Origin of the sequence: Rhizobium sp. 3T7, from assembly GCF_020166565.1 — a bacterium.
GTDB lineage: Bacteria > Pseudomonadota > Alphaproteobacteria > Rhizobiales > Rhizobiaceae > Rhizobium.
On the sequence record NZ_JAIQXS010000003.1, the window covers coordinates 351,781 to 366,305 of the forward strand.

Sequence of the window (14,525 nt, forward strand, 5' to 3'; positions counted from 1 at the left end):
ACCTTGAAACATACGCTAAGAACGCCGATCCCAACCACTATGCAATTTTAGGGGTTTTCGGTCAATTCTGCTTGAAAACAAAACCAAAACGCGAAACCAGCGCAATTGCAAACAGAAGTAATTCCAGCAACCAGAAGTAAGTTTGGCGTGGGTAGCCCGGATCGCGTTGCGCGCCGAAGCTCTCAATGGTTGCGTCGACGAAGCCTGTTTCATTGAGGCCGAGGCCGGCAATAACCTCGCCGCGAGCGTTCACGATGGCAGAAATACCGCTGTTGCCGTTGCGAATCAGCGGCAAACCGGTCTCCACAGCACGCAACCTGGCCTGCTGAAAGTGCTGATACGGGCCGGGGGTTGCGCCGAACCAGGCATCATTCGTGACATTGAGGATGGCATTGGCCGCGCCAAGGTCGCCTGTCATCTCGTTGGGGAAAATGATCTCGTAGCAGACGAGCGGATAGAAGTTGATCCCCGTCGGCAAGGTCAGCAGCCGACGCGTCGCGGCGGGCGAGAAGCCGCCCGGCATCTCGACCACGTTCTGGATGCCGAAATCGTCGAGGACGCTCTCGAAGGGTACGTATTCGCCGAACGGCACGAGATGCACCTTGTCGGCGGCTCCGGCGATCTGGCCACGGCCGTCGATGACGTAGATCGAATTGTAGTAGCGGGGCGGATTGCCGGGGCCCGTGTCTTCCACCCGAACGGCGCCGGCGATCAGGATCTGATTGTCGTCGAGCGTGTCGGCGATCCGACTGAGCGCGTCCTGATTGTCGGTCAGGATGAAGGGAATGGCCGTTTCCGGCCAGACGATGATGTCGGGCTTCCGGCCGCCGTCCTTCGGTGGCTCGACGGAGAGCTTCAGGTGTTTCTCGAAGATTGCCGCGCGGTCGGCGTCATTGTCCATCTTCGCCGTCTGTTCGATCATCGGCTGAACGAGACGGATGACCGGGCTCTTGGTGTCCGATGCTGGCGCAGGCTGCAGCCCATAGAGGATATAGGCGCCGTAACCGATATGCGCTGTAAAAAGCAGGGCTGCCAGTGAGAGGCCGAGCTTCGCGCCCTGGCGGGTGCCGAGGAGCGCGGGAGCGGCGAAAGTGAAGACCGAGAGCGAGGTGATGCCCATGATACCGATGACGTGCGCAGATTGCATCATGAGCGGCACGGGCGTCATACCGTAGCCGACAGCGTTCCAAGGAAAGCCGGTGAAAAGTACGCTCCTCAGCCACTCCAGCAATCCGAAGCTCGCCGCAAGCGCCGCAATCCGCCCCATGCCATCGGACCACATGGTTCGCGCCAGCGCGGCAGCAACACCGTAGAAGATGGCGAGTACAGCAGGCAGGCCGAAGATTGCCAGCGGCAGCGCCCAGGCGAAGGCCTCGGCATCGATCATCAAGGCATGGCCGAGCCACCAGAGGCCGGCAACGAAATAGCCGAAGCCGAAGAGCCAGCCGACGGCGAAGGAAGGCCACAGTCGGCCGATGTGGCCGCTTTCGGGAGCGGCGGCCGAGCCATCGATCAGCCAGACGAGCAGTGTGAACGATACGAACATGGCGGCAAAGAAGCCGAATGGAGGTAGGGCCAGAACGCCGATGGCGCCTGCGAGGACGGCCAGTGCAACCCTCTTGAACCCCCAGGCCAGGATAACCCTGTCTGCAAGCCGCTCCATGCGCACTCCCATCACGCTGCGAATCAACCCGACCGCAGTCTTTCAAAAAAGCCACCGTTTGTCGTGGTTTGCGACAATCAGTTTGTTGTGGGAGCGTCTGTTTGCCGCTCTTCGCCGTGATCCGAACCCGGTGCGCCGTCACCGTCGATCTTGACGCGGCGGCGGATCGCCTGGCGCTTGCGGGTGATCCTCACGCGCTTGATCCGGCGCGGATCGGCATCCAGAATATGGAATTCGAAGCCGGGCAGCGCCTGTACCACCTCGCCGCGAACGGGAATGCGCCCGAGTTCGGAGAAGATCAGGCCGCCCAGCGTGTCCACTTCCTCGACCTGCTCGGTGATGTCGAAGTCCGGTCCGATCGCTTCTGCGATCTCCTCCAGTTCGACACGGGCGTCCGCGACGAAGACATCTTCGGACACACGCTTGAACATGACTTCGTCGTCGTCGTGCTCGTCGTCGATGTCACCGACAACCATCTCGACGATATCCTCGTGCGATGCCAATCCATCGGTGCCGCCGTATTCGTCGATGACGAGCGCCATCTGCGTGCGGTTCACCTGCATGCGGCGAAGGAGATCCGAAGCAAGCATTGACGGCGGAACGAACAGGATCTTGCGGATAATGCCGGCCTCCGAAAGCGTCTTCTGCAGGTCGACGCGGCTGAGGTCGAAATTCGGCTTGGCGACGCGCGTCGGCTTTTGCAGGTGTTCGGGGGAAACCTCGACCAGAGGCTCTGCCGGCTTGAGCGTCTTGGTGCTGCCGCGGCGCTTGTTGCGCGCCTGCTTGGCGATGTAGGACAGGAGATCACGGATATGCACCATGCCGCGCGGGTCGTCGAGCGTATCCGCGTAGACCGGCATGCGCGAACGGCCGGATTCCTCGAACAGGATCATCAGTTCGCCGATGGTGATGTTCTGATCGACGGCCTCGATATCGGCGCGGGGCACCATGACGTCGGCGACACGCACTTCACGGAAGCGAAGGATATTGTGCAGCATCGCCCGTTCGTCGGGCGAAAAGACGTCGCCGTCAGCTGCGTCGGTCATCAGCGCATCGGCGATGTCCTCGCGAAGGCGCGAGCCCTGTTGTGGTCTCAGGATACGCGCCGCGCGCGACCAGAAGGATTGGGATCGTCCGGACTGCCTACTACTACTGCCACCCTCGTCAGAGGAGGATGATTGGTCGGCGTCCTTGGCCTCGGCGGCCGGTCTCGTCGTAAAGTCGCTCATGGTTCCATTTTAAGGTCTTGACCCTCGTATGGGTCAGATAGGCCGAGTACCGCCAAAATGCGAGTCTCAAGCCCCTCCATTATCTCGGCTTCAGCGTTATTATTATGATCGTAGCCGAAGAGATGCAAGAAACCATGCACCATCAGATGCGTTAGATGGTCGTCAAAGCTCTTCTCGAGCTCGATTGCCTCCCGCCCCACGGTCTCACTTGCGATGATGATGTCGCCCAGCATCGGGCCTGGCACCTTGCCCGGCTTCACAGGGAAGGCGGGAAACGAAAGTACATTGGTCGGCTTGTCCTTGCCGCGCCATTCCGCATTGATGTCCTGGATCGAGGCATCGTCGGTGAAAACCAGCGAGACTTCGGGGACCATCTTGGGAAAAGGCTGCTTCTCACTTTCGCGAAGATAGGTGGCGGCCACTTCCAGTACGCGATCCGCCAATGCATGCAACGCATCTTCGGAGGGCCAATTGCCCTCCTCGATGCTGATCTGGATATCGAGTTCCGCCATCAGCCCTGCTGACTATCCTCTTCGGTATCCGTTGCATAGGTGGAATCATACGCCCTGACGATGCGCCCCACGAGCGGATGGCGCACGACGTCCGTATCCTTGAAGCGGACAATCGAGATGCCCTCGACGCCGTTCAGCAGTTGCAGCGCTTCCACGAGGCCGGATTTGACGCCCCGCGGCAAGTCGATCTGGCTTGGGTCGCCGGTGACGATCATCCGCGAATTCTCGCCAAGACGCGTCAGGAACATCTTCATCTGCATCGACGTGGTGTTCTGCGCTTCGTCGAGGATGACGGCGGCATTGGCGAGCGTACGGCCACGCATGAAGGCAAGCGGCGCAATTTCGATGACGCCGGCGGTAATGGCGCGATCGACCTTGTCGGCTGGCATCATGTCATAGAGTGCGTCATAGAGCGGACGAAGATAAGGATCGACCTTTTCCTTCATGTCGCCTGGCAGGAAGCCGAGACGTTCGCCAGCTTCGACGGCTGGGCGCGAAAGAATGATTTTCTCAACGACGCCGCGTTCCAGCAATTGAGCGGCGTGGGCGACCGCGAGATAGGTCTTGCCGGTACCGGCCGGACCGCAGCCGAATACAAGTTCAGCGCGCTCCAGTGCCCGGAGATAGGCATCCTGCGTCGGCGTGCGGGCGATGATGGTCTTCTTGCGCGTGGAAACCTGGGCCATCGTCAGCTTGGCCTTTCTCTCCATCGTCGGCAGGCTAAGCTGATCGTCGGCGGCCACTGCCATACGGATCGCGCCCTCAACGTCGGAACGTTCGACGCTGCCGCCTTTCTGGAGTTTCTCATAGAGATAGTCGAGCGTACGCCGCGCCTGGTTGGTGGCGACGATGTCTCCAGAAATGACGACGGAATTGCCCCGCGCTCGAGCGTCGATGTGCAGGCGCTCTTCAAGGAGCTTGAGGTTCTGGTCGAACTGGCCGAACAGTTCACTGGCGAACCGATTGTTCTCGAACGTCAGAATAAAGTGATTGGCGTCGCTCGCAATGCGTGGGTGGCGCGGTGAAGAAGAAACCAATTCTTGTCCGTTCAAGCGGTCAGGCTCCTTGGGTTAGACCTCCAGCCTCTGCAATCTCGGCAAACAGGCTGTTGGTTCCGGTTCCGGTGATTCGCACATTGATAATGTCACCGATTTGCAATTCTTTTGCATCAACATTCACCGACTGAAGCCAGGGTGAACGCCCGATAAGTTGTTGAGACATGCGACCGGGCTTTTCAAGCAACAGTTCGATGATTTTCCCGACACAGGATTCGGCAAATTCCTGCTGCTGCTTCAGGAGAAGCGCCTGCAGGCGTTCCAGCCGTTCTGCCTTGATTTCTTCCGGCACCTGGTCCTTCAGTTCCGCACCGGGCGTGCCCGGCCGTGTCGAGTACTTGAAGGAGAAGGCCTGCGCATATCGCACCTCCTCCACCAGACGCAGTGTATCGTCAAAATCCCGGTCTGTCTCCCCCGGAAAGCCGACGATGAAGTCGCCGGAAAGCGCGATATCAGGGCGGGCAGCGCGGATGCGCTCGACCAGCGTCAGATACTCGGCAGCCGTATGGCGCCGGTTCATCGCCCTCAGGATGCGGTCGGAGCCGGCCTGCACCGGCAAATGCAGGTACGGCATCAGCGCGCGCAGATCCCGATGCGCCTCGATCAGGCGATCGTCCATGTCACGCGGATGGCTGGTGGTGTAGCGCAGACGTGCAAGCCCGGGAATTTCGGCCAGCCGGTAGAGCAGATCACCGAGGGTCCATTCCTGACCATTGGCGCCGACACCATGCCAGGCGTTGACGTTCTGGCCGAGCAGCGTGATCTCGCGCACGCCGCTTTCGACGAGCTTCTGCGCTTCCTCGACGATCTGGCTGACCGACCGCGACACTTCCGAACCGCGCGTATAAGGCACGACACAGAAGGTGCAGAACTTGTCGCAACCTTCCTGAACGGTGAGGAAGGAGGTTACGCCGCGCGAGCGGATTTTCTTGCTCTCGGCGATCGGCAGATGCTCGAACTTGTCTTCGAGCGCATATTCGGTATCGACGATGCGCTGCCCTTCCTTCGCCTTGCGCAGCGCCTCCGGCAGGCGATGATAAGTCTGAGGCCCGATCACGACATCGACAGCAGGCGCGCGTCGAAGGATTTCCTCGCCCTCGGCCTGCGCCACGCAGCCGGCAACCCCGATCATGAACTCCCGGCCTTCCTTGTTGCGTTCCTTCTTCATGTCGCGCAGGCGCCCGAGCGCCGAGTAGACCTTTTCGGCAGCCTTCTCGCGGATATGACAGGTATTCAAGAGAACGAGGTCGGCCTCTTCCATAACCTCCGTCGGCTCGTATCCGTCGCGCGCGAGAGCGTCGCTCATGCGCGTCGAGTCATAGACGTTCATCTGACAGCCATAGGTCTTGATGAATACCTTGCGGCTGTTGCTGCCATCACGGAGATCGGTCTCTGGGGCCGGAAGAAGGGCGCTGTCCTGGGTCATGGCCGGCTATTTAGTGGTTTTTCATGCGCGAGAAAAGGAAATCTTGCCTCAGGCTGGTTTGTGGCCGCGCAATGCGGCGCCAAGCATCGTGCGGATGCGTCGGGCAATCGTCGCGCTGACTTCCTTGCGGTTGCTGTCGCCGCGATATTCGACCGCCTCGCCGAAACAGACGTCCACCTCAAAGGCGCCGCATCGCAGCATGTCCTTCAGGTGCGGGAGCATCTCCACGTCGCCGGGCCAGGAGGCGAGCGGGCGATGATAACGTCCCATTGGCAGACCATAGACACCCGTATAGGCGACCGCGACTGGCTGGATCACGACGGCGCCGGTTGGCGAAGCGGGAACTGCCATGGCAGCAGCGCCGAACAGCGAGGATTTGACCTCCAGAAGTCGGTTCCCATCCGAGGTCGTGCCCTCCGGAAACAATACGACAATCTCGCCGTCCGCCATGCGGGTGGCAATCTCGTTCGCCTGATGGCCGGTTTTGCGCTTTTCCTCGCGCACCACGAAGACGCTCTTCTGCAGCTTCGCCAGTGTGCCGAAGATCGGCCACTCGCGTACCTCGATCTTGGCGATGAAGGCAACGTCGGCGACAGCCGACAACACCATGATGTCCATCCACGACGAATGGTTGGCGCAAAGCATCAAGGGCCTGTGCGTTTCCATCTTGCCATGCACGCGGATGCGGATGCCGAGGCAGAAACAGACGATCCTATGCCAGATGCGGGGCAGCCAGCGCCGCAGCTTCCAGTTGAAGCGGAGCGCCAAAAGCTGCCAGGGCATGAGCAGGATGCTGGCAAAGAGGATGATGATGCCGGCGAGGGCGACGCGCAGCCAGGCGATCAAGACGAAGACTCCGCGCCTGCGATCATGGCCTCAGCGCTCGTCCGGCTTGAGCGGGATGCCATAAAGTTCCAGCCGATGGTCAACCAGCTTGAAGCCGTGTTCGCGGGCGATGCGTTCCTGCAATGCCTCGATCTCGGGCGAGTGAAACTCGATGACGACACCCGACTTGAGGTCGATGAGGTGGTCGTGATGCTCTTCGGGCACCGTCTCGTAGCGCGAGCGGCCGTCTCGGAAGTCGTGGCGTTCGATAATGCCGGCGTCCTCGAACAGTTTCACGGTGCGATAGACCGTGGAGATCGAGATCTTGGCATCGACCTTCACCGAGCGCCGATAGAGTTCTTCCACGTCAGGGTGGTCGGCGGATTCTTCGAGAATACGCGCGATCACCCGGCGCTGCTCGGTCATGCGCATGCCGCGTTCAGCGCAAAGCTCCTCGAGGGTCTTGGCGACGTCAGTCATGGGCTGCCTTCCGATAGTCAACGTTCAAGCAACGGACTAGCGAAGAACGCGCTTCATGACAAGCGCTGTGGAAACCGCGCCCCTGGCATCCTTATAGTATCCCCTGCGTTCGCCGACTTTCTCGAAGCCGAGCTTGCGGTAGAGGCCGAGCGCCGCCGCATTGCCGTCATCGACCTCCAGAAAGATGCTCTCGCCGCCGCGCGCGTGTGCTTCGCGCATCGCGGCCTGCATCAGCCGCCAGCCGAGGCCGGCGCGTGCGACCTTCGTCTGCACGGCGATCGACAGGATTTCCGCCTCGCCGGCGACCTGACGCGCGAGCACGAAGCCCGGCAGCGGCTTCTTGAGAAACGCATTGGTCTGGCGGGCTACGAAGCCGAAGACATTGTCCTGGCTGAGCAGGCTGTAGAACTCGCCGTCGCCCCACGCACGGGCGAAACGTTCACCATGCAGGGCCGCGACAGCGCGGCAGTCATCGGCATCCATCGCGACGATTTCGAATTCCGCCTTCAGCGTCAAATAGGATTCCAACATGGTCATACTCGCGCAATGGCAAACCCGGCCTGCGGCTTGGCGTCGGGTCCACGCAGATAAAGAGGTTTAGGCTTTCCAGCAGATGGATCAGCAGCGGCGCCGAGGCGCGCCACCATGGAAATCGGGAAATGATTGGCGTAATCGCCGGTCGCGTCCGGCTTCAGGAGAGGCGTCGCCGAACCGATGACTTCGCCTTCGAATGTCGCGGCGAATGCCTGCGCTTCCTCGACGTTGACGGCGCGCGCCTCATCAAGCGGCTCACCGTCGGCATCGAAGGCCTGCAGGTAGATCTCATTTCGCTTGGCGTCCATGGCAGCGAGCACCGGGCGGCCCGGCGCCTTCAGCCGCTGCGCTTCGGCCATCACCGCAAGCGTGGTGACCCCGACCGCCGGAACGCCGAGCGACAGCGCAAAGCCGCGGGCGGCGGCGACCCCGACGCGAATGCCGGTAAACGAGCCTGGACCGACGGTGACGGCAATGCGATCGACAGCCGAAAGCGCCACGCCCGCCTGGTCCAGCGCGCGGTCGACAATCCCCATCAGATGCTCAGCATGCCCCTTGCCGATCATGTCCGATGCCTCCCCCAGCATCGTATCCCTGCCGCTGTCATAGAGAGCGGCAGCGCAATCCACACCTGCGGTGTCGAGCGCCAGTATGATCATGGCATCAATTTCCGAATAAAGCGTTCCTGAGCGTCCATACATTCACCCTGCCGCGCTTGCAAATGCTGCGCCAGGACGAGTGCCGGGACAGAGTGTCGTCGTCAGGCGGCGACGACTTCCTCGACTTCCGGAACGAAATGGCGAAGCAGGTTCTGGACGCCATGCTTCAGCGTCGCCGTCGAAGACGGGCAGCCGGAGCACGAGCCCTTCATATTGAGGTAGACCTTGCCATCCTTGAAGCCGCGGAAGGTAATGTCGCCACCATCCTGCGCAACGGCCGGGCGTACGCGGGTATCGAGCAGCTCCTTGATCGTGAGAACGATCGACTCGTCTGCTTTGTCGAAGAACTCGCCTCCGGCATCGAGGTCTTCGGAAAGGATCGATGCATCGCCCATCACAGGCTTGCCCGACATGAAATGTTCCATGATCGAGCCGAGGATCGCCGGCTTCAGATGCTGCCACTCGGCATTGTCCTTGGAGACGGAGATGAAATCGTAGCCGAAATAGACGCCGGTCACGCCCGCAATCTCGAACAGCCGAGCGGCAAGCGGCGAAGCCTGCGCTTCGTCGACGCTACGGAATTCGGCCGTGCCGTTTTCCATCACGACCCGGCCCGGCAGAAACTTCTGCGTGGCGGGATTCGGCGTGGCTTCGGTCTGAATAAACATGTCGCTCTCCGTGCGGCGGGCAGTGGTCCCAAGCCGTCTTTAGAATTCTTCAAAAGAGAAAATAAGCCGATTGGCAACTCTATTCAAGAGATTGGTACTCAAGAAATCGCTTTATGCGAGGGCATCCAGTTCCTCGTCGGTCAATGTATCAGGCAACACGGTGACGGGGATGGGAAATGTCGCGCCACGCCCGGCGATCGACGACACCAGCGGTCCTGGACCTTCCTTGGCCGAGCTTGCGGCCAGTACCAGGATCGCGATGTCGCGGTCTTCTTCGATGACGGCGTTGATCTGCTCGGTGGCGCTTCCCTCGCGGATGACGATTTCCGGGTCGATGCCGATCGTTTCGCGAACCACGTGCGCCGCCTTGGCGACCACGGCCTCGGCCTCCTCGCGCGCCTCGGCCCGCATGATCTCCTCCACCCCCAGCCACTGCTGGAAGTCGCCCTCCGGAATGACGTACATCAGCACAAGGCCGCCATTCGAGTTCTTGGCGCGCCGGCCGGCATAGTGGACGGCGCGCGAGCATTCGGGCGTATCGTCAATGACCGCCATGAATTTGCGGCGATGACCTTCGAGCCGGGAGAGTCGTTTTGATACCATGGCGCGGACTCTGACACCTGAACCTGAAAATTTGCAAGCCCTCGTTTTGATCCTTGCGGGGTCCGCTATCTGGGTCTGCGTCAGGCCGGAACCAGTCCATAAAGGCGCATGATTGCCTTCACATGCTCGATATCCGGCTTGCCCTGAACGTTGATGGCCAGAGCCATCTCCTCGAAGTAGCGTCTGCCGATCAAGCCCGGTGTCATGGTGATCAACGCCTTGGCGGATTCACCGTGCAGGTTCTCGTGGGCGTGGACATAGCCACGCGGGATGAACAGGGTGCCCCCCGGTGCGATCTCGTGTTTGCGCCCGTCCAGCGTCGTCGTCATTGTGCCGGACAATCCGTAGATCACTTCGTCGACGTCGCGGTGATAGTGAGCGGCCGGGACACGTGCCTGAGGCGGGACTGTGAATTCGAACATCACCAAGCTGCCGGCACTCTGATCCTCGTCGATCAGAAGCCGGATCTCCATGGCGCCGATCTGGATGAGGTTGCGATCTCGCATCGAAGCCTCCTGACGGACCGTTCCCAAAAGATTACGCTGCAGGTCCGGGTTCGACAAGTCCGGGGCGACAACCGCCCCGGACAAGCTCGTGAGGCCGTATTTCAGTACAGGAAGCCGACGATGTCACGCACTTCCTTCATCGTCACCTCGGCGCGCGCCCTTGCGCGCTCGCCGCCATTGCGCAGAATCGCGTCGATATGGCTGGTGTCCGACATCAGGCGGCGCATCTCGGCGGTGATCGGCGAGAGCACGTTGACGGCGAGATCGACCAGCGCCGGCTTGAAGACCGAAAACTGCTGACCGCCGAACTCCGACAGCACGTCCGCCTTCGACTTGTCGGCTAGCGCCGCATAGATGCCGACTAGGTTGTCGGCCTCCGGGCGACCCTTGAGGCCGTCGACTTCGCAGGGCAAGCCTTCCGGATCGGTCTTGGCTTTGCGGATCTTCTTCGAGATCGCGTCCTCGTCGTCCATCAGGTTGATGCGCGAGAGATCGGACGGATCCGACTTCGACATCTTCTTGGTGCCGTCGCGAAGTGACATGACGCGTGGCGCCGGGCCATCGATCAGCGGCTCGACCATCGGGAAATAGGCATGCACCGGCTCGTCGCCGACGGTGATGTCGATGCCGTAGCCCGTCTTGCGGATGTGCTGCGCATAGTCGAGGTTGAACTTCATGGCGATGTCGCGGGCGAGTTCAAGGTGCTGCTTCTGATCGTCGCCGACCGGGACATGCGTGCCGCGGTAAACGAGAATGTCGGCAGCCATCAGGCTCGGATAGGCGTAGAGGCCAAGCGAGGCCTGCTCACGGTCCTTGCCGGCCTTGTCCTTGAACTGCGTCATGCGGTTCATCCAACCGAGGCGCGCGACGCAATTGAAGATCCAGGCGAGCTCGGCATGCTGCGGCACGGCCGACTGGTTGAAAACGATGTGCTTTTCCGGATCGATGCCGGACGCAATAAAGGCGGCGGCGATCGAACGGATCTGGTTCGGCATGTCGTCATGGACGAGCTGCGCCGTCAGCGCATGCATATCCACGACGCAGTAGATGCAGTCGTTGCCTTCCTGCAGCGCCACGAATTTGCGGATTGCGCCGAGATAGTTGCCGAGATGGAGATTGCCGGTCGGCTGGACGCCGGAGAAAACGACTTTCTTGAATTCGCTCATTATGTCCTCGATTAGGCTGGTGGAGGGCCCCAGGGTTTGTAACCCATGTTGCTAACGGGCGCGCTTATGCACGCGGAAGACAGGGCAATCAAGGGGTTCAGCCTGTGGCGTGTTCGATCAGATCGAAGGTGTTGCCGTAAGGATCCGAAAACACGGCGACCGTCCCATAAACCTCGTGCCGTGGCCCCTCGAGAAATTGCACGCCCTTGGCCAGCATCGACGCATGGTCGCGCGCAAAATCATCGGTTTTGAGGAAGAAGCCAACGCGCCCGCCCGTCTGGTTGCCCATCGCGGCCATTTGCCGATCGTTGGCGGCGCGCGCGAGCAGAAATGCCGCGCCGTCTTCGCCCTTGGGCTTGACCACAACCCATCGCTTGCCGTCCGGCTGAACATCGTCCTGGAGGCAATCGAAGCCGAGCGCACCGCAGTAGAAGTCCTTGGCGCGATCGTAGTCGTCGATGACGAGCGTTACGAGGAAAAGCGATTGGGACATTGTGGGCTCCGATCTGTGGTGTGGTGTTGTCGCCAAGGATGAGTGGCCGGTCAAGGGGACGACTGCTGCCTTCGAGGCCGCCACGACGCCTTCACCTTCGCGCGATCATTGCGGCCCGTGGCTTGATCCTGCATGTCACTCGGACGGGGCGCTGGAAATAGCCTCGCTGGAGTAAAGAACATATGGCGCTTCCCAGCGCCCCGTTCAGCGGTTGGTGCCCGCAACTCCAGTTGACGCTTGCGCGCCGCCGACACCCTTGTGTGCCACACAGGCACGTCCGGAGCGACACTCAACGCAGCATTGGCGTCGCGCCGCCGTCCTCGGCGGGAAACCATTTTCTGCGAACCCCGAATGCGGAAGCTCACGTCCTGCCTCCGCGCCTGGCGCCGGTCCCGCCTCGCCGCAACGCCTTGCAGTGTATCCGTGACGGGACGATCTCATTGTAGGAGGAACCCCACCGGGAAATTTCGAGGCGGATTTTTTTGTGAGTATTCCTCACAAATTTACGTGAACGAAAATTTATACCTCTTTTGAGGTATAGGTAATTCATCAATTAGCAGTAAATTGTGGCATGCTTCCGTTACGGAAGGTAAACAATTTCACAAAAAGGCCATTTTTGAGGAGAGCGTTCCATCCGCCAAAAGCTACGCCGGCCGCTCCGGCGTATTTCGAGGGGAGGGAACCATGCAATCCGCATTTTCCATCGCGCTCGCCGGCCTGTTCTGTCTGTCGTGTTTCGACGGTGCCGACGCCCAGAATGTCAGAAGAGTTGCAATACCGCCGCTGAAGCACAATGAAACGCTCGCCTATTCTCTGCAGACCGTCAGCGTCAAGGCGAACTGCTTTCCGCCGCAACTGCGCGGCGTTCTCGCCTATATCGCCGCCAAGACCGGCCGCCGTCCGATGGTAACCTCGGGGTTTCGGGCGCGCGGGCGATCACACTCTCAACATCGCCATTGCGCGGCCGCCGATATCCGCATCCCCGGCGTATCGGAGCGAACGATCATCGCGATCGCGGCGTCGGCACCAGGCATCGGCGGAATCGGCCGCTACTGCAATGGCATCGTTCACGTGGACATAGGTCCCAAACGACGATGGACCTATTGCTGAAGCGTGGCGCCGCTAGCCGTCGACCTTTGCTGCCGGCTTGCGGTTCAGGTTGCGCCGGATCATGCCGAGGTTTGCGCCGCCGATCAGGAACGCTGTTGCGAAATAGACGGCCATGGCGATGACGATCAGTAGGCCGAGTGTGCCGACCTTCGTCGCCAAGTGTGCGCCTGAGGCAAGCCACGGCTCCCAACGGTGTTGCAGATACATGATCACGCCGCCCATGATGGCTGCGGATACGACGAGCAGCGCCGTGCGCCGCGCCAAGGCCCATTCCCAGGTGAGGTGACCGCGACGCAGCAGCGTGGTGAAGAGAAGCACAGTACTGATCCAGCCGGCTGTCGCTTCCGCAACCGCAATGCCTGGCGCGCCGAGGAACGGGAAGAGCGTCAGCGCCGTCGCGCAGTTGACCCCAACAGCAACGGCGGAAAAGCGCATCGGCGTCTTGGTGTCCTCGCGGGCATAGAAGCCCGGCTGCAACGCCTTGATCAGCACGAAGGCGGGCAGGCCGATGCCGTAAACGGCGAGGATGGAGCCGACGATCGCCGTGTTTTCCTGATGGAAGGCACCGCGCTCATACAGCACGCGGATGATCTCGTCGGAGAGGATCCAGAGCGCAAAGGCGGCCGGGATGGTCAGGAACAGCACGAATTCCATCGACCGGTTCTGCAAATTAGCGGCCTCGCGGAGACTGCCGCCCCTCAAGGCGCGCGCCAGTTCTGGCAGCAGCACCACGCCGACGGCAACCCCGACGACGCCGAGCGGCAGCTGGTAGATGCGGTCCGCATATTGAAGCGCGGCGATCGCGCCTTCGCGAGATGAAGCGATCGCCTGGCCGATCATCTGATTGATCTGGGTAATGCCACCGGTAACGGCGGCCGGAACCGCAAGAATGAGCAGCCGCTTGACGTTCGGCGTGATGCGGGGGAAGCGAAGCCCGATGCTCATGCCGGCATGCAGAACACCGACATACACGACCACGAGCTGCAGGATACCCGCAACGAGCACGCCCCAGGAGAGGTACCAGGCGGTCTGAAGCGGCTCCGCGCCGGTGTAGAGCGCATAAAACAGCGCCCCGATCATCACCACGTTGAGGAAAACGGGTGCGATGGCCGCCGCGAAGAAATGATGCAGCGAATTCAGCATCCCGCTCATCATCGCCGTCAGCGACATGCACATGAGATAGGGGAACATCACCGCCGCCATGCGCACGGTGATCGAGAATTTTTCCGCATCGTCGGCAAAGCCCGGCGCGATGACGAAGCGCACCAGCAGCGGCATGCAGAGCTCCATCACGATGGTGATGAGCAGCAGCACCGAAAACAGCACGCCGAACACTTCTTCGGAGAAGCGCTTGGCGCCATCCGTGCCGTTCGCCTCGATCTCCTTGGCAAACAGCGGCACGAAGGCGGCGTTGAACGCACCTTCGGCAAACAGCCGGCGGAAGAGGTTCGGAAAGCGGAAGGCGGCGTAGAAGACGTCGGCCATCGGGCCGGTGCCAAGGGCCGCTGCCATCAGCGTTTCACGGGCAAAGCCGAAGATGCGGCTGCCGAGGGTGGCGCCGCCGACGGTGGCGAATTTTCTGACGAGGCTCATGCG

Annotated in this window: 16 protein-coding genes; 1 reads left to right on the plus strand and 15 read right to left on the minus strand. The window is 61.0% G+C overall.

Features of this window, described 5'->3' with window-relative positions; translation table 11 throughout:
* Window positions 1-61: 61 nt before the first annotated feature.
* From lnt to K9B32_RS07025, 14 genes are all read right to left on the minus strand, one after another.
* Window positions 62-1,663: an apolipoprotein N-acyltransferase gene (gene lnt / locus K9B32_RS06960; protein WP_224561145.1), complete on the minus strand. Its 1,602-nt coding sequence runs from the start codon at window positions 1,661-1,663 to the stop codon at window positions 62-64.
* A 77-nt stretch (window positions 1,664-1,740) separates the two neighbouring features.
* A complete protein-coding gene (locus K9B32_RS06965; RefSeq protein ID WP_224561151.1) occupies window positions 1,741-2,892 on the minus strand; it encodes a hemolysin family protein in 1,152 nt (383 codons plus the stop codon).
* Complete coding sequence (gene ybeY, locus K9B32_RS06970; RefSeq protein WP_224561158.1) at window positions 2,889-3,404, minus strand: rRNA maturation RNase YbeY; 516 nt, start codon at window positions 3,402-3,404, stop codon at window positions 2,889-2,891. Before ybeY ends, K9B32_RS06965 begins: the two co-directional genes overlap by 4 nt.
* Complete coding sequence (locus tag K9B32_RS06975) at window positions 3,404-4,456, minus strand: PhoH family protein (protein ID WP_224561164.1); 1,053 nt, start codon at window positions 4,454-4,456, stop codon at window positions 3,404-3,406. Before K9B32_RS06975 ends, ybeY begins: the two co-directional genes overlap by 1 nt.
* 4 nt (window positions 4,457-4,460) lie before the next feature.
* A complete protein-coding gene (miaB, locus tag K9B32_RS06980; protein WP_224561166.1) occupies window positions 4,461-5,885 on the minus strand; it encodes a tRNA (N6-isopentenyl adenosine(37)-C2)-methylthiotransferase MiaB in 1,425 nt (474 codons plus the stop codon).
* A gap of 48 nt (window positions 5,886-5,933) precedes the next feature.
* Window positions 5,934-6,731: a lysophospholipid acyltransferase family protein gene (locus K9B32_RS06985; protein WP_224561167.1), complete on the minus strand. Its 798-nt coding sequence runs from the start codon at window positions 6,729-6,731 to the stop codon at window positions 5,934-5,936.
* A 30-nt stretch (window positions 6,732-6,761) separates the two neighbouring features.
* The gene (locus tag K9B32_RS06990) at window positions 6,762-7,190 is read right to left on the minus strand and encodes a Fur family transcriptional regulator (RefSeq protein WP_007789354.1); all 429 of its coding nucleotides are present in this window, start codon (window positions 7,188-7,190) and stop codon (window positions 6,762-6,764) included.
* 36 nt (window positions 7,191-7,226) lie between these two features.
* Window positions 7,227-7,727, minus strand: a complete 501-nt coding sequence (locus K9B32_RS06995) for a GNAT family N-acetyltransferase (RefSeq protein WP_224561168.1) — start codon at window positions 7,725-7,727, stop codon at window positions 7,227-7,229.
* Window positions 7,724-8,383: a tRNA (adenosine(37)-N6)-threonylcarbamoyltransferase complex dimerization subunit type 1 TsaB gene (gene tsaB, locus K9B32_RS07000; RefSeq protein ID WP_224561170.1), complete on the minus strand. Its 660-nt coding sequence runs from the start codon at window positions 8,381-8,383 to the stop codon at window positions 7,724-7,726. Before tsaB ends, K9B32_RS06995 begins: the two co-directional genes overlap by 4 nt.
* A gap of 101 nt (window positions 8,384-8,484) precedes the next feature.
* Entirely contained in the window at window positions 8,485-9,051 is a 567-nt protein-coding gene (locus tag K9B32_RS07005) for a NifU family protein (protein WP_224561176.1), read from the minus strand.
* A gap of 111 nt (window positions 9,052-9,162) precedes the next feature.
* Window positions 9,163-9,654: a universal stress protein gene (locus tag K9B32_RS07010; protein WP_007789346.1), complete on the minus strand. Its 492-nt coding sequence runs from the start codon at window positions 9,652-9,654 to the stop codon at window positions 9,163-9,165.
* Between the two features lie 80 nt (window positions 9,655-9,734).
* Entirely contained in the window at window positions 9,735-10,160 is a 426-nt protein-coding gene (locus tag K9B32_RS07015) for a cupin domain-containing protein (protein ID WP_224561177.1), read from the minus strand.
* Between the two features lie 101 nt (window positions 10,161-10,261).
* Window positions 10,262-11,326: a tryptophan--tRNA ligase gene (trpS, locus tag K9B32_RS07020; protein WP_224561178.1), complete on the minus strand. Its 1,065-nt coding sequence runs from the start codon at window positions 11,324-11,326 to the stop codon at window positions 10,262-10,264.
* 97 nt (window positions 11,327-11,423) lie between these two features.
* A complete protein-coding gene (locus tag K9B32_RS07025) occupies window positions 11,424-11,819 on the minus strand; it encodes a VOC family protein (protein ID WP_224561180.1) in 396 nt (131 codons plus the stop codon).
* Between the two features lie 684 nt (window positions 11,820-12,503).
* Here K9B32_RS07025 and K9B32_RS07030 point away from each other — a divergent pair.
* Window positions 12,504-12,929, plus strand: coding sequence for a YcbK family protein (locus tag K9B32_RS07030; RefSeq protein ID WP_224561181.1), 426 nt, complete (start codon window positions 12,504-12,506; stop codon window positions 12,927-12,929).
* A 12-nt stretch (window positions 12,930-12,941) separates the two neighbouring features.
* Here K9B32_RS07030 and murJ read toward each other — a convergent pair whose 3' ends face one another.
* Entirely contained in the window at window positions 12,942-14,522 is a 1,581-nt protein-coding gene (gene murJ / locus K9B32_RS07035; protein ID WP_224561191.1) for a murein biosynthesis integral membrane protein MurJ, read from the minus strand.
* Window positions 14,523-14,525 lie beyond the last annotated feature (3 nt).

Excerpts from the sequence above, each read along its gene's own strand:
- lnt (WP_224561145.1), bottom strand. The coding sequence starts at position 1,663 with ATGGAGCGGCTTGCAGACAGGGTTATCCTGGCCTGGGGGTTCAAGAGG.
- K9B32_RS06965 (WP_224561151.1), bottom strand. The coding sequence starts at position 2,892 with ATGAGCGACTTTACGACGAGACCGGCCGCCGAGGCCAAGGACGCCGAC.
- ybeY (WP_224561158.1), bottom strand. The coding sequence starts at position 3,404 with ATGGCGGAACTCGATATCCAGATCAGCATCGAGGAGGGCAATTGGCCC.
- miaB (WP_224561166.1), bottom strand. The coding sequence starts at position 5,885 with ATGACCCAGGACAGCGCCCTTCTTCCGGCCCCAGAGACCGATCTCCGT.
- K9B32_RS06990 (WP_007789354.1), bottom strand. The coding sequence starts at position 7,190 with ATGACTGACGTCGCCAAGACCCTCGAGGAGCTTTGCGCTGAACGCGGC.
- K9B32_RS06995 (WP_224561168.1), bottom strand. The coding sequence starts at position 7,727 with ATGACCATGTTGGAATCCTATTTGACGCTGAAGGCGGAATTCGAAATC.
- tsaB (WP_224561170.1), bottom strand. The coding sequence starts at position 8,383 with ATGATCATACTGGCGCTCGACACCGCAGGTGTGGATTGCGCTGCCGCT.
- K9B32_RS07005 (WP_224561176.1), bottom strand. The coding sequence starts at position 9,051 with ATGTTTATTCAGACCGAAGCCACGCCGAATCCCGCCACGCAGAAGTTT.
- K9B32_RS07010 (WP_007789346.1), bottom strand. The coding sequence starts at position 9,654 with ATGGTATCAAAACGACTCTCCCGGCTCGAAGGTCATCGCCGCAAATTC.
- K9B32_RS07015 (WP_224561177.1), bottom strand. The coding sequence starts at position 10,160 with ATGCGAGATCGCAACCTCATCCAGATCGGCGCCATGGAGATCCGGCTT.
- trpS (WP_224561178.1), bottom strand. The coding sequence starts at position 11,326 with ATGAGCGAATTCAAGAAAGTCGTTTTCTCCGGCGTCCAGCCGACCGGC.
- K9B32_RS07025 (WP_224561180.1), bottom strand. The coding sequence starts at position 11,819 with ATGTCCCAATCGCTTTTCCTCGTAACGCTCGTCATCGACGACTACGAT.
- K9B32_RS07030 (WP_224561181.1), top strand. The coding sequence starts at position 12,504 with ATGCAATCCGCATTTTCCATCGCGCTCGCCGGCCTGTTCTGTCTGTCG.
- murJ (WP_224561191.1), bottom strand. The coding sequence starts at position 14,522 with ATGAGCCTCGTCAGAAAATTCGCCACCGTCGGCGGCGCCACCCTCGGC.